At 71.8% G+C, this 19,668-nt stretch carries 15 protein-coding genes and 1 pseudogene; 9 read left to right on the forward strand and 7 right to left on the reverse strand.

What is annotated here, in order from left to right:
• Nucleotides 1-10: 10 nt before the first annotated feature.
• From KI385_RS15100 to KI385_RS15110, 3 genes are all read left to right on the forward strand, one after another.
• The gene (locus tag KI385_RS15100) at nt 11-1,057 is read left to right on the forward strand and encodes a ketoacyl-ACP synthase III (protein WP_238572732.1); all 1,047 of its coding nucleotides are present in this window, start codon (nt 11-13) and stop codon (nt 1,055-1,057) included.
• A gap of 104 nt (nt 1,058-1,161) precedes the next feature.
• Nucleotides 1,162-1,410: an acyl carrier protein gene (locus tag KI385_RS15105; RefSeq protein WP_238572733.1), complete on the forward strand. Its 249-nt coding sequence runs from the start codon at nt 1,162-1,164 to the stop codon at nt 1,408-1,410.
• A gap of 77 nt (nt 1,411-1,487) precedes the next feature.
• A complete protein-coding gene (locus tag KI385_RS15110) occupies nt 1,488-2,753 on the forward strand; it encodes a beta-ketoacyl-[acyl-carrier-protein] synthase family protein (RefSeq protein WP_238572734.1) in 1,266 nt (421 codons plus the stop codon).
• 75 nt (nt 2,754-2,828) lie between these two features.
• On the opposite strand, the gene KI385_RS15115 is transcribed toward KI385_RS15110, so the two are convergent.
• Entirely contained in the window at nt 2,829-3,719 is an 891-nt protein-coding gene (locus tag KI385_RS15115; RefSeq protein ID WP_238572735.1) for an NAD(P)-dependent oxidoreductase, read from the reverse strand.
• Between the two features lie 81 nt (nt 3,720-3,800).
• A complete protein-coding gene (locus KI385_RS15120; RefSeq protein WP_018088059.1) occupies nt 3,801-4,295 on the reverse strand; it encodes a DUF3145 domain-containing protein in 495 nt (164 codons plus the stop codon).
• A gap of 323 nt (nt 4,296-4,618) precedes the next feature.
• On the opposite strand from KI385_RS15120, the gene KI385_RS15125 reads away from it, so the two are divergent.
• The 3 genes from KI385_RS15125 to KI385_RS15135 all read left to right on the forward strand — a co-directional run bounded on the left by KI385_RS15125 (nt 4,619) and on the right by KI385_RS15135 (nt 7,509).
• On the forward strand, nt 4,619-5,530 hold the full coding sequence (locus KI385_RS15125) for an SGNH/GDSL hydrolase family protein (RefSeq protein WP_238572736.1): 912 nt from the start codon (nt 4,619-4,621) through the stop codon (nt 5,528-5,530).
• Nucleotides 5,531-5,587: 57 nt separating this feature from the next.
• Nucleotides 5,588-6,643, forward strand: a complete 1,056-nt coding sequence (locus tag KI385_RS15130) for an aldose epimerase family protein (protein ID WP_238572737.1) — start codon at nt 5,588-5,590, stop codon at nt 6,641-6,643.
• Nucleotides 6,644-6,861: 218 nt separating this feature from the next.
• The gene (locus KI385_RS15135; RefSeq protein WP_238577700.1) at nt 6,862-7,509 is read left to right on the forward strand and encodes a DUF4097 family beta strand repeat-containing protein; all 648 of its coding nucleotides are present in this window, start codon (nt 6,862-6,864) and stop codon (nt 7,507-7,509) included.
• Nucleotides 7,510-7,579: 70 nt separating this feature from the next.
• Here KI385_RS15135 and KI385_RS15140 read toward each other — a convergent pair whose 3' ends face one another.
• Nucleotides 7,580-10,165 (reverse strand): beta-glucosidase, encoded by a 2,586-nt coding sequence (locus tag KI385_RS15140; protein WP_238572738.1) that lies wholly within the window; start codon nt 10,163-10,165, stop codon nt 7,580-7,582.
• 140 nt (nt 10,166-10,305) lie between these two features.
• Between KI385_RS15140 and KI385_RS15145 the strand changes: the two genes are divergently transcribed.
• On the forward strand, nt 10,306-10,968 hold the full coding sequence (locus KI385_RS15145; RefSeq protein ID WP_238572739.1) for a TetR/AcrR family transcriptional regulator: 663 nt from the start codon (nt 10,306-10,308) through the stop codon (nt 10,966-10,968).
• Between the two features lie 26 nt (nt 10,969-10,994).
• Here KI385_RS15145 and KI385_RS15150 read toward each other — a convergent pair whose 3' ends face one another.
• Nucleotides 10,995-11,783, reverse strand: a complete 789-nt coding sequence (locus KI385_RS15150) for an LppU/SCO3897 family protein (RefSeq protein WP_238572740.1) — start codon at nt 11,781-11,783, stop codon at nt 10,995-10,997.
• A 132-nt stretch (nt 11,784-11,915) separates the two neighbouring features.
• On the opposite strand from KI385_RS15150, the gene KI385_RS15155 reads away from it, so the two are divergent.
• Together KI385_RS15155 and KI385_RS15160 are read left to right on the forward strand one after the other, a co-directional pair.
• Complete coding sequence (locus KI385_RS15155; protein WP_238572741.1) at nt 11,916-13,205, forward strand: C15 family peptidase; 1,290 nt, start codon at nt 11,916-11,918, stop codon at nt 13,203-13,205.
• A gap of 99 nt (nt 13,206-13,304) precedes the next feature.
• On the forward strand, nt 13,305-14,699 hold the full coding sequence (locus tag KI385_RS15160) for a nitrilase-related carbon-nitrogen hydrolase (RefSeq protein WP_238572742.1): 1,395 nt from the start codon (nt 13,305-13,307) through the stop codon (nt 14,697-14,699).
• A gap of 297 nt (nt 14,700-14,996) precedes the next feature.
• On the opposite strand, the gene KI385_RS15165 is transcribed toward KI385_RS15160, so the two are convergent.
• From KI385_RS15165 to KI385_RS15175, 3 genes and pseudogenes are all read right to left on the reverse strand, one after another.
• A complete protein-coding gene (locus tag KI385_RS15165) occupies nt 14,997-15,914 on the reverse strand; it encodes a ribokinase (protein ID WP_238572743.1) in 918 nt (305 codons plus the stop codon).
• Nucleotides 15,915-15,982: 68 nt separating this feature from the next.
• Nucleotides 15,983-17,874, reverse strand: a pseudogene (locus tag KI385_RS44595) (ABC transporter permease/substrate-binding protein).
• A gap of 127 nt (nt 17,875-18,001) precedes the next feature.
• The gene (locus KI385_RS15175) at nt 18,002-19,624 is read right to left on the reverse strand and encodes a sugar ABC transporter ATP-binding protein (protein ID WP_238572744.1); all 1,623 of its coding nucleotides are present in this window, start codon (nt 19,622-19,624) and stop codon (nt 18,002-18,004) included.
• Nucleotides 19,625-19,668: the final 44 nt, after the last annotated feature.

Genomic DNA, 19,668 nt, shown 5'->3' on the forward strand with positions numbered 1-19,668 from the left:
TCCGAAGCGCATGACCTCGAAGATCAAGCCCTCGAAGGGCGCCCCGTTCGCGCGGATCATGGGCGTCGGCGGCTACCGCCCGACCCGTGTCGTGCCCAACGAGGAGATCCTCAAGCACATCGAGTCGTCCGACGAGTGGATCCGCTCGCGGTCCGGCATCGCGACACGCCACTGGGCCGGCCCCGAGGAGACCGTCGCGACCATGTCGGTCGAGGCGGCCGGCAAGGCGATCGCCGACGCCGGCATCACGCCCGAGCAGATCGGCGCCGTGGTCGTCTCCACCGTCTCGCACTTCAAGCAGACGCCGGCCATCGCGACCGAGATCGCGCACCGTATCGGTGCCGGCAAGCCGGCCGCGTTCGACATCTCGGCGGGCTGCGCGGGCTTCGGCTACGGTCTGACCCTGGCCAAGGGCCTGGTGGTCGAGGGATCGGCGGAGTATGTCCTGGTCATCGGCGTCGAGCGGCTCTCGGACCTGACCGACCTGGAGGACCGCGCGACGGCCTTCCTGTTCGGTGACGGCGCGGGCGCGGTGATCATCGGGCCCGCCACGGAGCCGGCGATCGGCCCGACCGTGTGGGGCTCGGAGGGCGACAAGTCCGACACCATCAAGCAGACCTTGGGCTGGGACGTCTACCGCACCACCCCGACCCCCGGAGGCGACGGCCCGGAAGGCCGCACGGCTCTGGAGGAGATCCGGTACCCCGCCATCACGCAGGAGGGCCAAGCGGTCTTCCGCTGGGCGGTGTTCGAGATGGCGAAGGTCGCCCAGCAGGCGCTGGACGCGGCCGGAGTCAGCCCGGACGACCTGGACGTCTTCATTCCGCACCAGGCCAACATGCGGATCATCGACTCGATGGTGAAGACTCTGAAGCTGCCGGAGAGCGTAACGGTCGCCCGCGATGTGGAGACCACCGGCAACACCTCGGCAGCCTCCATTCCGCTCGCCATGGAGCGGCTGTTGGCGACCGGGCAGGCCAAGAGCGGCGACACCGCGCTGGTCATCGGCTTCGGGGCGGGTCTCGTCTACGCCGCGACGGTCGTTACCCTCCCCTAGGCAAGATCTACGCAGCACCGTACGTCTCGTACGTGTCGGCCGCCGCACGGATCTTCACCGCAAGTAACGCAGTTTCCCCTTAAAATGACCGAAGGAGCGCCATCATGGCCGCCACTCAGGAAGAGATCGTCTCCGGTCTCGCCGAGATCGTGAACGAGATCGCCGGGATCCCCACCGAGGACGTCCAGGTGGAGAAGTCCTTCACCGACGACCTGGACGTTGACTCGCTGTCCATGGTCGAGGTCGTCGTCGCCGCCGAAGAGCGCTTCGACGTGAAGATCCCGGACGACGACGTCAAGAACCTCAAGACGGTCGGCGACGCGACCGAGTACATCCTGAAGCACCAGAGCTGATCCAGCTCTCGCGCATGTCGCCACCCCGCGGTGGCGCCGTCGATTCAGACCCCTCTACCCGTGGAGTAAGAATTCCCGTGAACGCGACCAATCGCACCGTGGTCGTCACCGGTATCGGCGCAACCACACCGCTGGGTGGCGACAGCGCTTCGACCTGGGAGGCCCTGCTCGCCGGACGCTCCGGTGTCAGCACCCTCGACCAGGACTGGGCCGCCGACCTGCCCGTGAAGATCGCCGCTCAGGCGGCCGTGGACCCGTCGGAGGTCCTCCCCCGGGCGCAGGCCCGCAAGCTGGACCGCTCGGCGCAGTTCGCGCTGATCGCCGCCCGCGAGGCATGGGCGGACGCCGGTTTCACCGCGAAGGCCGGTGAGGACACCTCGGTCGACCCCGACCGGCTCGGCACCGTCATCGCCTCCGGTATCGGTGGCGTGACCACCCTGCTCGGCCAGTACGACGTGCTCAAGGAGAAGGGCGTCCGCCGCGTCTCCCCGCACACCGTGCCGATGCTGATGCCCAACGGCCCGTCCGCCAACGTCGGCCTGGACGTGAACGCCCGCGCGGGTGTGCACACCCCGGTCAGCGCCTGTGCGTCCGGCTCCGAGGCGATCGGTTACGCCATCGAGATGATCCGTACGGGTCGTGCCGACATCGTCGTCGCGGGCGGTACGGAGGCGGCCATCCATCCGCTGCCGATCGCCGCGTTCGGCAACATGATGGCGATGTCGAAGTCCAACGACGACCCGCAGGGTGCCTCCCGTCCCTTCGACACCGCCCGCAACGGCTTCGTCATGGGTGAGGGCGCCGGCGTCATCGTCCTGGAGTCGGCCGAGCACGCCGCCAAGCGTGGCGCCAAGGTCTACGCCGAGGCCGTCGGCCAGGGCATCTCCGCCGACAGCCACGACATCGTGCAGCCCGAGCCGTCCGGCAACGGCATCGCGCAGGCGCTGCAGAACCTCCTCGACGCAACCGACCTCGACCCGGCCGAGATCGTGCACGTCAATGCGCACGCCACCTCCACGCCCCAGGGCGACCTGGCCGAACTGAAGGCGCTGCGCAAGGTCTTCGGCGACGACACCGACCACATGGCGGTCTCCGCCACGAAGTCGATGACCGGTCACCTCCTGGGCGGCGCGGGCGGTATCGAGACGGTCGCCTCGATCCTGGCGCTGTACCACCGGGTGGCTCCGCCGACGATCAACATCGACGAGCTCGACCCGGAGGCCGAAGCGGACATCGTCCATGGCGAGGCCCGCAAGCTGCCCGCCGAGGGCCGGATCGCGGCCCTGAACGACTCGTTCGGGTTCGGTGGCCACAACGTGGTGCTGGCGTTCCGTACGGTCTGAAGCACGCAGTAGTACGAGGAGGGCCCGCCCGGTGTACGCACCGGGCGGGCCCTCCTCGTGTGTCCGCCGCGCCGCTCAGCCCTCGAAGCTGGCGAAGTACGCCGCCGTGCCGTCCTCTTCGCCGTGGCCCTGCTCCTCGGCCCGGCGGAAGCGCTCCGCGGCCGCCGGCACCAGATCCAGCCGTACGCCGGCGTCGCGGGCGGCCTCGGTGATGAGCCGGGCGTCCTTGCGGGCCGCCGACACCGTGAAGCTCGCCGGGTAGTCCTCGGACAGGATCAGCTCGGACTTCATCCGCAGATACGGCATGTCGAGCGACCCGCCGGCGATCGCGGCGAGGAAGTCGCGCGGGTCCACACCGAGCCCCTTGGCGAGCGCGAGCGCCTCACCCGTACCGTTGATGATGGTCAGCACCCAGCTGTTGACGACGAGCTTGAGGCGGCTGGCGGCCCCGCTCGCACCGTCCTCGCCGACCCACCGGGTGATGCTCCCGACGATGTCGAAGACCTGCCCCGCGCGCTCCCGCACGTCCTCGGGGCCGGCCGCCAGGATCGTCAACCCCCCCTTCTCCGCAGGTGCCTTGGTGCCCAGGACGGGGGCGTCCACGAAGCGCAGGGCGTGCTCGTCGGCGAACCGGGCGAGGGGGGCGAGACCTTCGGCCCCCACCGTGCTCATCTGGAGCCATACGGCACCGGCCGGCAGCGCCGGGGCGGCCTGCCGCAGCGCGTCGAGGACGGCATCGCCGTCGAGCAGCATGGTGAGGACCGCATCGGCGCCGTCCACCGCCTCGGCGGGGGTGTCGGTGACACGGGCCCCGTCGGCGGCCAGCGGCTCCGCTCTGGCGCGCGTACGGTTCCAGACGCGGACGTCCAGACCGGCCCTGGCGAGGTTGCGGGCCATCGCCGCGCCCATGATTCCGGTGCCCAGCACCGCTACTGAGAGAGTGTCGGAAGCGTTGTTGTCGGCCATGGCGGCACGCTAGGCCGTGGAGTGGACTCCAAGGCAACAGCCGCCGCGTGTCGGGGACGGCGGGTGCCCTCTGGGGTCTGCCTAGACGACCTGATGGAGCCAGCGGACCGGGGCGCCCTCGCCCGCGTACCGGAACGGCTCCAGTTCATCGTCCCAGGGCTTGCCGAGGAGCTTGGCGACCTCGGCGGCCAGTTCGGTCTCGCCGCGCGCCGAGCGGGCGACCGCGGCGCGCAGCCGGTCCTCGGGGATCAGGATGTCGCCGTGGATGCCGGTGACGGCGTGGAAGATGCCCAGGTCGGGGGTGGAGCTGTAGCGCTCACCCTCGGCGGTGGAGCAGGGCTCCGCGGTCACCTCGAAGCGCAGCAGATGCCAGCCGCGCAGCGCGGAGGCCAGCTTGGAGGCCGTGCCGGCCTCGCCCTGCCAGGAGAACTCGGCTCTCCAGGTGCCCGGGGACGCCGGCTGGCGGATCCAGTCGAGATTGACGCGCACACCGAGGACGCCCGCCACGGCCCATTCGACGTGCGGGCACAGCGCGCGCGGAGCGGAGTGGACGTACAGAACTCCACGTGTCGTCACCGGGACCTCCAGTGCGGTTCGAGGTTCGCCTTCCCCAGCGGCCTCGTGCCCGTTCCGGTTGCGGCCGGGACAGTTGTCATTCTGCCCCAGTGATCACTTCGGCACCAGCTTGCGAGGTGACCTACAGTAAACACCATTGGGCGGAATTTGCCGCAAATGGGACAGGAAATGACGTGATGTAATTTGTCTGTGCCGACTGCACTTGCCACTTTGGGTCACCGCCCGGCAGGCACGGGGCAAAGCTACCGTGCAGTGCCGGTCGAGGGGGTGACGTACCGTCGGTACCCGAAGAGATATCACTCGCACGCCGGAGGGGACAGGGGATGACGCGGATCGATCGGCCCTTTCGCCCCTGGCGCAGCCGTTTCGGCCGCCGTTCCGTACGCACCGTGGCGACCGCTTGCGCGCTGTTGACCGCCCTCACCGCCTGTAGTGCCGACGGTGGTTCAGCGTCACACTCCGGCGCGTCGGCGAAGCGTCCGGCCAAACGGGCGCCCGTCTGGCGCACCGACCCGGGTTCGATCGCGGCGCTCGGCGACTCCATCACCGTCGGCTTCGACGCCTGTACGGTGCTCTCCGACTGCCCCGAGGTCTCCTGGGCCACCGGCACCGATCCCAAGGTGGACAGTCTCGCCCGACGGCTGGTCACCCACCCCGCCACGCACAGCTGGAACTTCGCGAAGACCGGCGCGCTGATGAGCGATCTGCCGGATCAGATCGCGGCGGCCGCCGGCCGGAAGCCCGAGCTGGTGACGATCCTGATCGGCGCCAACGACGCGTGCCGTCATGACGTGGGGACGATGACCCCCAAGGCCGCCTTCCGGACCGACTTCGCGCGGTCGATGACGTATCTGCGGCGCGCCCTGCCGCACACCCAGGTGTATGTCGCGGCGGTGCCGGATCTGCTGCGACTGTGGTCCGAGGGGCGCAAGAACCCGCTCGGCAAGCAGGTGTGGAAGCTGGGGATCTGCGGGTCGATGCTGCGCGATCCGGACGATCTGACGAAGGCGGCGCAGGACCGGCGCGCGAAGGTGCGGGACCGGGTGCAGGCGTACAACGCGGCGTTGGCGGAGGTGTGCGGCAAGGATCCGCTGTGCCGGTTCGACGGGTCGGTCTTCGACTACCGCTTCACCGGACGGCAGTTGAGCACCTGGGACTGGTTCCACCCGGGCACCGGCGGCCAGAAGGAGCTGGCGGAGCTGGCGTTCCGCGCGATCACCCGCCCGCAGCGATAGCACCGGGACGCGTTCCCCGGGCGAGGGCCGCCGGTTTGCGGGCATAGGCTCGCGCTCATGAACACGCAGGTCAGCAGGGAACCCTTCGGCACACTGGACGACGGCACCGGCGTCGACCGCTGGACCCTGGAGGCGGGCTCGGGCGGGCTGCGGGTCCGGGTCCTGACGTACGGCGGGATCGTCCAGAGCATCGAGGCCCCGGACCGGGACGGACAAAGAAGCCGGCTGGCGCTGGGCTTCGCCGACCTCGCGTCGTATGTCATGCACGGCGGGTCGCACTTCGGCGCGCTGGTCGGGCGCTATGCCAACCGGATCGCCGGGGCGTCGTTCACGCTCGACGGCCGTGCGTACCCGCTGACGCCGAACGACGGGCGCAACAGCCTGCACGGCGGGCCGCGGAACTTCTCCCGGGTGGTGTGGGAGGCCCGGTCCGTCGAGGGCGGGGTGCGGCTGCGCCGGGTCAGCCCGGATGGCGAGGAGGGGTTCCCCGGCGCCCTGGATGTGCGCGTGACGTACACCCTCTCCACCGGTCCCGGCGGTGACGCGCTGCGTATCGCCTATCGCGCGCACACCGACGCACCGACCGTCGTCAACCTCACCAACCACACATATCTCAACTTGGGCGGTGACGGCAGCGGCAGCGCCACCGGGCATCAGCTGCGGCTGGCGGCGTCCCGGTACACGCGCGTCGACGCCAGCGGCATCCCGGTGCCCGGCGCGCCCACCGATGTCACCGGTACCCGCTTCGACTTCCGGGCGGCGCGCGCGGTGGCCGGCGCGTACGACCACAACTTCGTGCTCGACGGCGGTGTGACCGGGGCCCCGCGCACGGTCGCGGAGCTGTACGACCCGCGCTCCGGCCGCGCCCTGGAGCTGGCCACCACCGAGCCCGGTCTGCAGCTCTACACCGCCGACCACCTCGACGGATCCCTGACCGGGACCTCGGGCGTCCCCTACGGATCGGCGGCCGGCCTCGCCCTGGAGACCCAGCACTTCCCGAACTCCCCCAACCGGCCGGACTTCCCCGGCACGGTCCTGCGGCCCGGAGAGATCCATCGCTCGGAGACCGTGTACGGGTTCTCGGCGCGGCCGCGGAGTGCGGGGAACCCCTAAGGGCGTGGGAGGGGAGGTTCATACCGTGCGGTGACGCCGCGGGGAGGCGGAACAGGAACCATGAGTGGTGATCGGTTCCGCTGCGTTCCTTTCTGAGCTGTTCCGTTCCGAGCTGTTCCGTTCTGATCCGTTCCGCTTCGTTGCCTGCTACGGGAGACCTCTTCACCATGGCCCGCCTTCGCGCTCCTCATCTCGTTCTGTCCTGTGCGGCGTTGACCGTGTTGGTGACCGGCTGCTCGCTGTCGGGTTTCGGCCCGACGAAGGAGGCGCAGCGCACGTACACGGTGCAGGGCAAGGTCACCACGCTGTCGGCGACGACACACGGCGGGGACATAGAGATCGTGCCGATCGACGCCGGCGGGTCGATCAAGGTGACGGAGAAGTACCGGTACAACGACCAGAAGCCGAAGTCCGAGCACGGGGTCAAGGACGGCCGGCTGACGCTGGAGGCCGAGGACTGCGGTATGGGACGCCGGTGCGAAGTGGGGTACCGCGTGCTGCTGCCGCGTAACGCCTCGGTCGATCTGCACACCAGCGGCGGCGACATCACCGTCCGTGGCACCGCGGGCGGGATCACCGCGGAGACCAGCGGTGGCGACATCACCGTCGCGGACTCCACGGCGCGGAAGATGAAGGTGAGGACCAGCGGCGGGAATGTGGAGGCCACGCTGTCCTCCGCGCCCGACGACGTCTCGGCACGGACCAGCGGAGGCGATGTCACCATCCGCCTCCCGAAGGGCTCGTACGCGGTGGACGCCTCGACGAGCGGTGGCACCAGCAAGGTCTCCGTCCCGACGGACAAGAGCTCCGCGCACAAGGTGACGGCACGGACGAGCGGCGGTGATGTCTCGGTGGTGGCCTCGTGATGCCGGTGGTGCCCTCATGAAGGGTGGCTGGGGGCGCCTTCGCGGAGGAGCGCCCCCGCCCCGGTCCGCTTCAGCCGACGGTGACCTCCGCCGTCAGCCGCCGGTCGTCGACACTGTGCGCCGCCTCGACGGCGTAGACGCCCTTGACCCGGCGCCAGCCGTCCTCCTGCTCGCTCCACTGCGCTCCGCCTCCGCTCGCCGCCGAGCCTTCGGAAGCGGAGCCCCAGACCGCGAAGGCGCGGTCCGGCAGCGGGATCTCGGCCTCGGCGCTCTCACCGGGGCCGGCCTCGACGACGGCGAATCCGGCCAGCCAGCGGACCGGGCGCTCCGGTGCGTCCGGGGCGGCGTCCGAGGTCGGCGCCAGATAGATCTGGACGACCTCGCGGCCGGGACGGTCGCCCGCGTTGCGCACCCGCACCCGCACCGAGTCCGGGGTGGGGTCCAGCGACTCGTACTCCCAGTCGGTGTAGCCCAGACCGTGGCCGAAGGGGTACGCCGGGGCGGGGGCGGTGGCGGGCGCGGACCGCTGCCAGGCCCGGTAGCCGATGAACACATCCTCCGAGTACGGGAGTTGGCCGTCCGTCGGGGTGACGGTGGTGACCGGGGCGTCGTCGAGGCGGGCCGGCCAGGTGGTGGGGAGCCGGCCGCCCGGTTCGTCCGCGCCGAGCAGGACATCGGCCAGCGCCGCACCGGCCTCCTGGCCGGGGAACCAGCTCAGCAGCACGGCGGGCACCTGCTCGCGCCACGGCAGCTCCACCGGCGAACCGGAGTTGACGACCACGACGGTGTACGGATTGGCGGCGGCGACCCGGGTGACCAGCTCGTCCTGGCGGCCGGGCAGCCGCAGATCGCGGCGGTCGAAGCCCTCGGACTCGACCTCTTGGGTGGTGGCGACGACGACGATCGCGACATCGGCGGCGGCCGCGGCGCGGACCGCCTCCTGGATCTCGGCGTCGGCGTCGAGCTGCGGTTCGCTGTGGCCGAGGGTGAAGTTCAGCCCGGCCAGGCCCTCGCCCGGGCCCAGGCCGAGCGGGACGAACCGCAGCGTGACATCGACGCTCTCGCCGGCCGTCAGCTCCGCCGTCACCCGCCGCTCGACGTGGTTCATGAACGCCTCGAAGGGGTCGTTGCCCTTTGGTGCGCAGCGGCCGTCGAAGAGGACCGAGCCGTCGACGGTCAGCCGCAGCTCGCCGGTGCCGGCCACAGCGAGGGTGTGGCCGCCGGTGATCTGCGGGGTGTAGCTGCCGGTCAGCTCGACGGCGCTCAGGTTCTGCCGGGTGACGCCCTCGGGGAAGCAGCCCATCACCTGCACCTTGCCGTCGAACTGCGGTGTCTCTGCGAGCAGTCGGCCGTCCGCTGCGAGGTAGCGGGCGCGCAGGGTGAAGCCCTCGCGGGCGTGCGGGAGGCGGGTGCGCGGGTCGGCGCCGACCGCGAAGCCGACCTCGACCTCGTCGGGCAGCGCGGCGCGCAGCCCCTCCAGCGGAGAGACGATCGCCTCGGGGAAGACGGTCGCGGACCCGCCGCCGAGCACCCGGGCGTCGCGCGCGGCCGCCCCGATGACGGCGATCTTGCGGACCGCGGCGGCGTCCACCGGCAGCGCCCGCCGCGCGCCGCCCACCGGCTCGTTCCGCAGCAGGACGAACGCCCGCCGGGCGACCTCACGGGCCACCGCCCGGCCGTCGATCCCCCGGGGCACATCGGCCGGGGCGACCGCCGCCGGCACCCCCGCCAGGCATCCCGTACGGGCCGCGAGCAGCAGCACCCGGCGCACCGCGTCGTCCACCTGCGCCTCGGCAACCGCACCGGCGCGGACGGCATCGGCGAGCGGCGCGCCGTAGACCGTACGGGGCCCCGGCATCGCCACGTCCAGGCCGCCGCGCAGCGCACGTACGGTGTCGCGGGCCGCCGTCCAGTCGGAGATATTGCAACCGTCGAAGCCCCATTCGCCGCGCAGGACCTCGTTGACGAGAGGGTGGTGCTCGGTCATCGTCGAGCCGTTGACCTGGTTGTAGGCAGTCATGATGGCCCAGGGGCGGGCGTTTTTCACGATGTGCTCGAAGGGGGCGAGATAGAGCTCGCGCAGCGGGCGCGGGGCGATGCGGTTGTCGACGGTGAGCCGGTCGGTCTCGGCGTCATTGCCGACGAAGTGCTTGACCGTCGTCCCGACACCGCCCTCCTGGACGCCGCGCACATAACCGGCACCGATCGCGCCGGTGAGCAGCGGGTCTTCCGAATAGCACTCGAAGTGGCGGCCGCCCAGCGGTGAGCGGTGCAGATTGACCGTGGGCGCCAGGAGGACATGCACGCCTTTGCGGCGGGCTTCCTGGGCGAGCAGATGGCCGACCCGGCGGGCCAGCCCGGGGTCCCAGGTGGCGGCCAGCGCGGTGGGACTGGGCAGCGCGACCGAGGGGTCCTCGGCGCTCCACTCCGGGCCCCGTACACCGATCGGGCCGTCCGACATCACCAGCGACCGCAGCCCGATCGCGGGGACGGCCGGCAGCGTCCACATGTCCTGGCCGGACAGCAGCCGGACCTTGGTGTCAAGGTCGAGTGCGGCGAGCGCCCGCTCCACGGCCGCGGTGCGGTCGTAGGCAAGGCCGCGGTCAGGGTGCCGGGCGTCGTCGTGGGCGGGGTCGTGGGGCTGGTCGTCGGTCATGCGGCTCTCCGGTGCTCCCTCGGCGGATGTGCGGGCCCGCTGTCCGGATTCTTACCCTCACGCCTTCCGGTCGGTAAGTGTCGTCACCCTTCCGTTACCTCAGTCGTACGGGATCTCCACGCGGGAGTTACGCTCGGCCGGTGACTGCACGAGACCAGGACGCACCCCGCGGCGGCGGCCGGCCCGGACCGCGGCGGCGCGGCGGTGGGCGGGAGACCCTGCGCGCGGAGCGGCGCGAGACCATCCTGCAGGCCGCCATGGAGCTCATCTCCGAGCGCGGCTACCGCCGCACCTCGCTCGCCGCCGTCGCCGAGCGCGCCGGACTCACCCAGCCGGGGCTGCTGCACCACTTCCCCACCAAGGAGCTGCTGCTGGTCGGCGTCCTGGAGGCGCGCGACCGCTGGGATCTGGCCTCGGCGGCCGCCGCGTCCGACTGCTGGCGCACCGACACCCTCGCCCAGCTCGTCGACTACAACGCCACCCGCCCCGGCATCGTCCAGACCTACACCGTGCTGTCGGCGGACAGCGTCACCGAGGACCACCCCGCCCGCGCCTTCTTCGAGACCCGCTTCCGCACCGTACGCGCCTCCATGGCCAATGTGCTGCGGGCCGAATTCGGCGACACCCTGCCCGGTGGCCTGACCCCGGAGCAGGCGGCGCCGCTGCTGGTCGCCGTGATGGACGGCCTGCAGCTGCAGTGGCTGCTGGACCCGGAGAAGGTGGACATGCCGGCGGCGTTCCGGGACTTCGTGGCGTTGCTGGGGGGCGGGAGCGGGCAGGCCGAGGAGCCCGGCGAGGGCTGATCGGGGGGGGGACCGAAGGACCCGCCCTAACGGGCAGGCGCGAGGCAGGAAATCGTCATCTTGTCCGGGCTGTACTCGGGGTCGGCGAGCAGTTCACCGTCCCCACAGGTGTCCTTCGAGGTGTCGAGCCTGCGGGTCACCAGGTACTCCGCCTCGGCCGACCCGCATTCCACGATCTCCAGGTCCTGGTCGTGCCAGTCGCCGTCGTTGCGGACGCAGTTACCCACGGCGAGGGTCGGCGCCTTCCCGATACCCGCTCCCTCGACGAACGCGCCGAGTACGAACAGGGTGGGTATCGCCAGGACCACGAGCGCCATCGGCACCAGGAACAGCAGCGCCTCGGGCCGGCGCAGCAGCGACTTGCCCGGATCGAGCGAGGGCCGGAAACCGCCCACGGGGGCGGCCAGCTTGCGGAAGCGGGCCCGCGGACCGAGATTCACCAGCAGGGTGATCGGCGTGATGGCCACGGACAGCGGGCTCCACCACCCCTGCCACAAGGTCTTCGCGGACATCTCGCGGTAGGTGGCCAGCCCGCAGGAACGGCAGAACACCGCGCTCCGGCTGAGGAACCGCATCAGGAAGAGGATGCCCTGATGCCCACGCACGGTGGCCTGTACCGCGGGCTGGGCACCGCAGAACTCGCAGCCGGGGGCGGTGGCGTAGGGCGCGGGGTGCGGCTGCTGGGCGTAGGGATACGGGCCTGGGGCCGGGTGCCCCTGTGGTGGGGCGTACGGGCCGGTGGGCTGCGGCGGGTAGGGGCCCACGGGCTGTTGCGCGTACGGGTAAGGGCCTTGCGGCGGTGGCGGTGTGGCCACGAAGATTCCCCCTGGGTTTCGCGGTATGTGCCGGGCGCGTGGGCGGACCGGACCAGAAACCCTAGCCGTGGGCCGATTCAAGCCACCCCGCGCCCTCTACCGCCGCGCCGCGCACCCCGTTTTACTCGCCCCATGAGACGCATACGCACCAAGCCGGTCGCACTCGGTATCGCACTGCTCGCCGCCCTCCCGCTGTCCCTGACGGCTCCGGCCACCGCGGCCACCACGGCGGACGCAACGGCGGATGTCACGGTGGAGGAGGGCCGGCTGACGCAGACCGCGCCGCAGGAGATCCTGCGGCGCAGCGGATTCGACGCCTGGGAGCGGGAGTTCGGGCGCGGGCTGGCACGGGTGACGACGTATCCGGAAGCCAGACGGTATGTCAGGAGCGAGGGGCGTGCGCTGTGGCGGCGGGCCGTGGACCGGGCCCAGGGGCGCGGGCCCGCGGGCGGCGATCTGAGCCGGGACGACGACCGGCCGCTGTACTGGGCGCGGCTGGGGATGACGAAGGAGCTGCGGCAGTGGCAGCCGGACTTCGGGCTGACCACCTCCCAACGCACCGCTCTCCTCGGGTCGTTGGAGCGCGGCTCACGCGGCCAGGACTCGATCGAGCTGCCCGCCGGGAAGCATGTGCTGCGCATCGTCGTGACCGGGTTCGACCCGTTCCAGCTGGACGCCGATGCGCGGCGGAGCAATCCGTCGGGGGCGGCGGCGCTCGCGCTGGACGGGACGACGGTGCGTACCGCTTCGGGGCGGCCGGCCCGGATCGAGACCGCGGTCTTCCCGGTGCGCTGGGCGGACTTCGCCGAGGGGACGGTGGAGCGCACGCTGCTGCCGCACTTCCGGGGCGGGGCGCGGCAGGCGGATCTGTTCACGACGATCAGCCAGGGGCGGCCGGGGCGCTTCGATGTCGAGCGGACCAACGGGGCCTGGCGGGGCGGCTATCCGGACAACGTACGGGAGTCCCGCACCGAGACCGTGCCGATTCCGGCGGGGGTGCCGACCGTGCGGCCGCAGCCGCAGTGGACGGCCACCAGCCTGCCGTACGCGCGGATCGTGGCGGCCGGCACCGGGCCGTACCCGGTGGTCGACCACACCGCCGTCACCGAGATCCCGGCGGGCGACACCGAGCCGGTGGAGCGGCCGGACGGCCCGACTCCGGGGTCCACGGCCCGTGCCGGGGGCGGCGGGGACTATCTGTCCAATGAGATCGCCTACCGGGCGACGCTGCTGCGGGACGCGGTGCGGCCGGCCCTCCCTGGCGGGCATCTGCACACGCCGGTCCTGGAGTTCGGCGCCGGCAACACGGATCCGTCGAGCGGCCGGGTCACCGACCCGGACTTCGTACGCAACCGGGTCGCGATCACCGATCAGGTGCGGGCGATCGTCACGGTGGCGGCGTCCGAGGTCGCGCGGGGTTAGCGGGGTGCCCCAGGGCCTGTCCACCACTGCGGTGTCGCGCGGCAGGGCGGTTATCCACAGGGCCGCCCGCGTCGGGTGGGCGCCAGGCATCATGGGCGAATGCTCATTGCTGCCGCACAGTTCACGTCCGTACCGGGCGATATCGAAGCCAACGCCGCGCGGATGGCCGCACTCATCACCGAGGCCGCCGGGCGTGGCGCCGGTCTGGTGGTGTTCTCCGAACTCGCCCTGACGCACTACGACCTGCGTCTGATAGTCGCTGATCCGGCGGGGCTGCTGGTCCTGCCCGACGATGCCCGGCTGGCCCCCGTACGGGAGGCGTGCCGGGCGAGTGGGGTCGCGGCGGTCGTGAACGCCGCGGGCCGGGCCCCCGAGGCCGGGGCCCGGCCGACCATCGCCTCGTTCGTCTACGGGCCGGACGGCGCGCTGCTCACCCGCTACGACAAGATGCACCTGACCGATCAGGAGAGCGAGATCTTCGCGCCGGGCGCCACCGACGGCCGCTTCACCCTGGGCGGCATCCGGTTCGCGCTCGCCACCTGTTACGACAACAGCTTTCCCGACGTTCCGGCTCGGGCCGCGGCGGACGGCTGCCGGGTGTATCTCGCCAGCTCCTTCCATGACTCGGCCGAGGGCGTGGCGCGGTATGCCGGGCTGGCCCGGGACAACGGACTGCAGGTACTGCTCGCCAATGGCACGGAGGTCGGCAGCCCCGGCCCGGCCTGCGGCCTCAGCGGCGTCTGGCTGCCGTCCGGCGAGCGGGTGGCGGCGGCCGCCGAGTGGACGGAGCCGGTGCCGGGCGACGGGGCGGAGCTGGTGCTGAGCGATGCCCGGGACCGGATCACGCTGATGTCGGATCCGGCGGTGGCGGCGATCCCCGTCAAGGAGTGCGGTGAGCCGCTGGTGGACGTACGGACCGCGGCGCCCACGCTCCTGGTGGCCGCGGACCGGCACGACGAGCAGGGCGCGTTCGCGTATCTGCGCGAGGGGCTGCTGCGGCGGCTGCTGGCGGCGCAGGAGGCGCTGCCGGACGGGCTGCGGCTGCAGTTCGTCGAGGGCTACCGCCCGCCGGGGCTGCAGCGCCGCTACTTCGAGGAGTATGCGGACGAGCTGCGCGCCGGGTTCCCCGAGTGGGACGGGGCGCGTATCCATCAGGCCGCCAGCCGTTATGTCTCGCCGCCGGAGATCGCACCGCACAGTGCGGGTGGCGCGGTGGATCTCACGCTCGTCACCGCGGACGGCGCAGATGTCGACATGGGGACACCGATCAATGCCTCCCCGGAGGAGAGCGACGGCGCCTGCTACACGAGCGCTCCGGGGCTGCCGCCCGCCGCCCGCGCCAACCGACGGGTGCTGGCCGCCGCACTGGCCGCGTCCGGTCTGGTCAACTACCCGACGGAGTGGTGGCACTGGTCCTACGGCGACCGCTACTGGGCGCTGGCGACCGGCTCGGACCATGCGCTGTACGCCGCGAAGGAGCTGGCCGAGCAGTGACGACCCGCGTGCCGCCGCACACCCCGTCCCCATCCCTGTCTCCCGGACCGCTCGGCGATGCCGAGGTCCGCGAGTGGCTCGACCCGGCGAGGGCGGTGCCGGACCGGGATGTGGTGATCGTCGCGGCCAACAGCCCGACGCCCGTAGTGGAGGCGGACCGGATCGCCCCGGGCACCCATCTGAGCACCCTGGGCCCCAAGTCCACCACCCATTACGAGATACCGCCCGGACCGGCCGCGCGGGCGGTCGTCCTCGTCACCGACTCCCTCGCCCAGGCGGGCAGTTGGATCTCAGCCCTCAGCCCTGCTCGGGCGCCAGCGCCTCCAGCTCGGCCCGGGTCGGGTAGGACGGCTGGGCGCCCGGCTTGGTGACGGCCGCCGCGCCGACCCGTACGGCGAAGCGCGCCGCCTCGGGGAGCGCATCGCCGCGGGCCAGGCGGGTGGCGAGGGCGCCGGTGAAGGCATCGCCGGCGCCGGTGGTGTCCACGGCCTTCACGCGTACGCCGGGGACCTCACTCACCCCGGAGGCGTCCAGGACCAGCGCGCCGTCCCCGCCGAGGGTGACCACGACCGAGCGGGCGCCCTGGTCACGCAGAGCCTGCGCCCACTCGGCGGGGGTGCCGTCGGCGCGGCCGGAGAGCTCCCGGGCCTCGTGCTCGTTGACCACCAACGGGTCGGCCACGGCGAGGAGTTCGGGTGCCAGGGCCGCCTCGGGAGCCGGCGAGGGGTTGAACACCACGCGGGTCCCGGCCTGCTCGGCGGCCGTGGCGGCGGCTCGTACGGACTCCATGGGGATCTCCAGCTGAAGGGAGACCACCGAGGAGGCGGCGATGACGTCCTTCGCCCCGGCCACATCCTGCGGGGTGAGGGCGGCGTTGGCGCCGGGCGAGACCACGATGCTGTTGTCGCCGTCCGGGTCGACGATGATCATCGCGGTGCCGGTGCGAGCCGCCCCGTCCACGATGACGGGCGTGACATCGGTGCCCGCCTCGCGCTGGGCGCCCAGCAGCAGTTCGCCGTACGCATCGCCGCCGACCCGTGCCAGCAGCGCGGTGCGCCCGCCGATCCGGGCCGCGGCGGCCGCCTGGTTGGCGCCCTTACCGCCGGCCGATTCGACCAGGTCCGTGCCGCGCACGGTCTCGCCCGCGCCGGGCCGCCGTTCGACCCGTACCGTCAGATCCGCGTTGGCCGAGCCGACCACCAGGACGTCATACATGCACCGCTCTCCCACTTCTTCTCATCTGTCATTGCCCCGCGGCCCGGCTCCAGGGCCGGGCCGCGCGCTCAGTCGTCGAACTTCGCGGCGTTCTCCGCCGTCACCAGCACCACCGGCACCTTGACCGACTGCGGAAGCTTCTCACCGTGAGCGGCCTTCAGCGCCCAGTCCACGGCCTGCTTGCCGAGGAGTTTCGGCTGCTGGGCGACGGTGGCGGTGAGGGTTTTGTTGCGGACCGCCTTGACGCCGTCCGGTGTGCCGTCGAACCCCACCACCTTGACGTCCTTGCCGGAGCGGGCGCCCAGCGCCTTGGACGCACCGAGCGCCATCTCGTCGTTGGCGGCGAACACCCCGGCGATATCGCGGTGCGCCTGCAGCATGTTGGACATCACATCCATGCCCTTGGTGCGGTCGAAGTCCGCGGGCTGGCGGGCGACGACCTGGATACCGGGGTACTTCTTGATGCCCTCTTCGAAACCCTTGCCGCGTTCACGGGCGGCGGAGGTGCCGGGCTGGCCCTCGAGGAAGGCCACCTTGCCCTTGCCGCCGAGCGATTCGGCCAGCGTCTTGGCGGCGAGCCGGCCGCCGGCGACATTGTCGGAGGCGATGGTCGAGCCGACCTTCCCGCCGTTGACGCCGCGGTCGATGGAGATGACCGGCACCTTCGCCCGGTTGACGACACCGACGGCCGGGACGGCGGCGTCGGAGTCGACCGGGTTGATGATGGCCGCCTTGACGTTCTGGCTGGTGAACGTCTCCATCTGGTTGATCTGCTGGGTGGGGTCGTTCTGCGCGTCGGTGATGTTGATGTGCAGGCCGCGGGCGTCCGCCTCGGCCTGTGCGCCTTCCTTGATGCCGACGAAGAACGGATTGTTCATCGTGGACAGCGCGAGCCCCAGGTCGGTGTTGCCGCCGCGGTCGCAGCCGGCCAGACCGAGGGCGACGGTCGCGGCCAGCCCGGCCGCCAGCGACACCTTGATCCGGGCGGTCCTCCGGGCGGTCCTCCAGACGCTCCCCCGCGCATTCCTCCGGGCGTTCCCCCGGACGACGTTCCCCCGGACGACGCTCCTCCGGACGTTCCCCCGGGCCTTCATCGCGCGCTCCGGCGGCGCAGCGTGTCCAGGAGCACCGCCAGCGCGATGACCAGTCCGGTGGCCACCTGCTGCCAGAACGCCGAGACGCTCAGCAGGTTGAGGCCGTTGCGCAGTACGGCGAGGATCAGCGCGCCGATGAGGGTGCCGGACGCCTTGCCGGAGCCGCCGGAGAGGCTGGCCCCGCCGATGACGACGGCGGCGATGGCGTCCAGTTCGTAGCCGCTGGCGGCCTGCGGCTGGGCGGAGGTGAGCCGGGCCGCGAGGACGATACCGGCGACCGCGGCGAACAGACCGGACAGCGCGTAGATGACCAGCTTGCGGCGCCGCACGTTGATGCCGGAGAGGCGGGCCGCCTCCTCGTTGCCGCCGATCGCGAACATCGCGCGTCCGGCGTACGTACGGGCCAGGATCAGCGCGGCGATCAACCCCATCGCGATCATGACGAGGACGGGCACCGGCAGCCAGCCTCCGAGGGTGTCACCGAGGCTGCTGACCGAGCCCGGGAAGGCGATCGGCGAGCCGCCGGAGATGACCAGGGCCAGGCCGCGGCCTATCGACAGCATCGCCAACGTGGCGATGAAGGCGGGCAGTCTGCCGTAGGCGACCAGGGCGCCGGAGACCAGTCCGGCCGCCACGCCGACCGCGAGGCCGAGCAGCACCGCGATCCAGACGGGCAGGCCCTCGGCGGTGGCCGCCCAGGCGACGACGGTGGCGGAGAGCGCGGCGACCGAGCCGACCGACAGATCGATACCGGCCGAGACGATCACGAAGGTGACGCCGAAGGCGAGGATCGCGGTGACCGAGGCCTGGACGCCGACATTGAGAAGGTTCTGGCCGTTGAGGAAGTCCTTGGAGAGCACCGCCATCACCACGACCAGGGCGATCAGGCCGCCCAGCGGGCCGTTCTTGAGGACCGCCCGGGAGAACCACGGCCCGAGGCCGTCCCGGTCCGGGGCCCGTCCCACCGCCTCGGCGGCGGCTCCCGTCTTCACCTCAGTGGACATCGGAGCCCTCCATCGCGCTCTCGTTCTTGTTCTTCGAGCCCTCAGCGGCGCCGTTCGGGGACTGGAGCGCGAGCTCCATCACGGCGTCCTGGGTGGCCTCTTCGGCCGACAGCTCACCGGCCAGCCGGCCCTGCGACATCACCAGCACCCGGTCGCTCATACCGAGCACCTCGGGCAGATCGCTGGAGATCATCAGGACCGCCCGGCCCGACGCCGTCAGTTCGTTGATCAGCTGGTAGATCTCGACTTTCGCGCCGACGTCGATTCCGCGCGTCGGCTCGTCGAGGATCAGCAGCTTGGTGTCCGCCAGCAGCCACTTGCCGATGACGATCTTCTGCTGATTGCCGCCGGAGAGCGTACGGGCGGGCTGCGCGAGACCGCTCATCCGCACCTTCAACTGCCCGGCGACGGCGGCCGCTTCACGCCGCTGGGCGCCCCGGTCCACCAGCCCGCCCCGGGTGTCGCGGTCGAGGCGGGCGAGGGTGAGGTTGTCCTGGAGGGACGCGTCCAGGACCAGGCCCTGGCCCTTGCGGTCCTCCGGTACGAGGCCGAGCCCGGCCCGCATGGCGGCGCGGACATCGCCGCGCGCCAGCTGGGTGCCGTCGATCTCGACCGTGCCGGCGTCATAGCGGTCCACGCCGAAGATGGCCCGGACGACCTCGGTACGGCCCGCGCCGACCAGTCCGGCCAGGCCCACGACCTCACCGGCCCGCACCTCGAAGTCGATGCCCTCGAAGACCGGCCCGGCCTTCGCACCGTTGCGGGTCAGACCGCGGACGCGCAGCAGGGGCGCGCCCGGCTCGTCGGGGCGCTGCCGCGGGTACTGCTCGGCGATGTCCCGGCCCACCATGAGGCGGATCAGCTCGTCCTCGTCCGTCGAGGCCGGCACCTCCTGGACGGAGCGGCCGTCGCGCAGCACGGTGACCCGGTCGCCGAGCGCGCCGATCTCCTCCAGGTGGTGGGTGATGAAGATGATGCCGACGCCGGTGTCGCGCAGCTCGCGGACGATCCCGAAGAGGGTCTCGACCTCCTCGGAGGTGAGGACCGCGGTCGGCTCGTCCATGATCAGGACGCGCGCGTCCAGGCTGAGCGCCTTGGCGATCTCGACCATCTGTAGGCGGGCGATGCCCAGTTCGGCAACCGGCGTGTTCGGGGACACGTCCAGGCGTACGCGCCGGAGCAGTTCGGCGGCCCGGGCCCGCATCGTCTTCTTGTCGATCAGGCCGAGTGCGGTGCGCGGCTGCCGGCCGAGGAAGATGTTCTCGGCCACGGTCAGCCCGGGGACGAGGTTGAACTCCTGGTAGATGGTGGCGATGCCGAGCCGTTCGGCGTCCTGCGCCGAGCGGATGTGCACCTCGCGCGGGCCGTCGTGCGCGCCGTCCGGTCCGCCGGCGACGAGGATGCGGCCGTCGTCGGGGCGGTGGGCGCCGGAGAGCATCTTGATGAGGGTGCTCTTGCCCGCGCCGTTCTCGCCGAGCAGGACGTGCACCTCGCCGGTGCGCAGGGTCAGGTCCACGCCGTCCAGGGCGCGGACGCCCGGGAACGACTTTGTCACCCCCTCCACGCGCAGCAGTTCGCGGCCGCCCGGTACGTCGTCGTTGACGCCGGTCATGCGCTGCCCCTCTCTTCGTCGGGTGACTTCCTGTGGTGGCTGTC

It is taken from the genome of Streptomyces inhibens (assembly GCF_022221585.1).
Lineage (GTDB): Bacteria > Actinomycetota > Actinomycetes > Streptomycetales > Streptomycetaceae > Streptomyces > Streptomyces inhibens.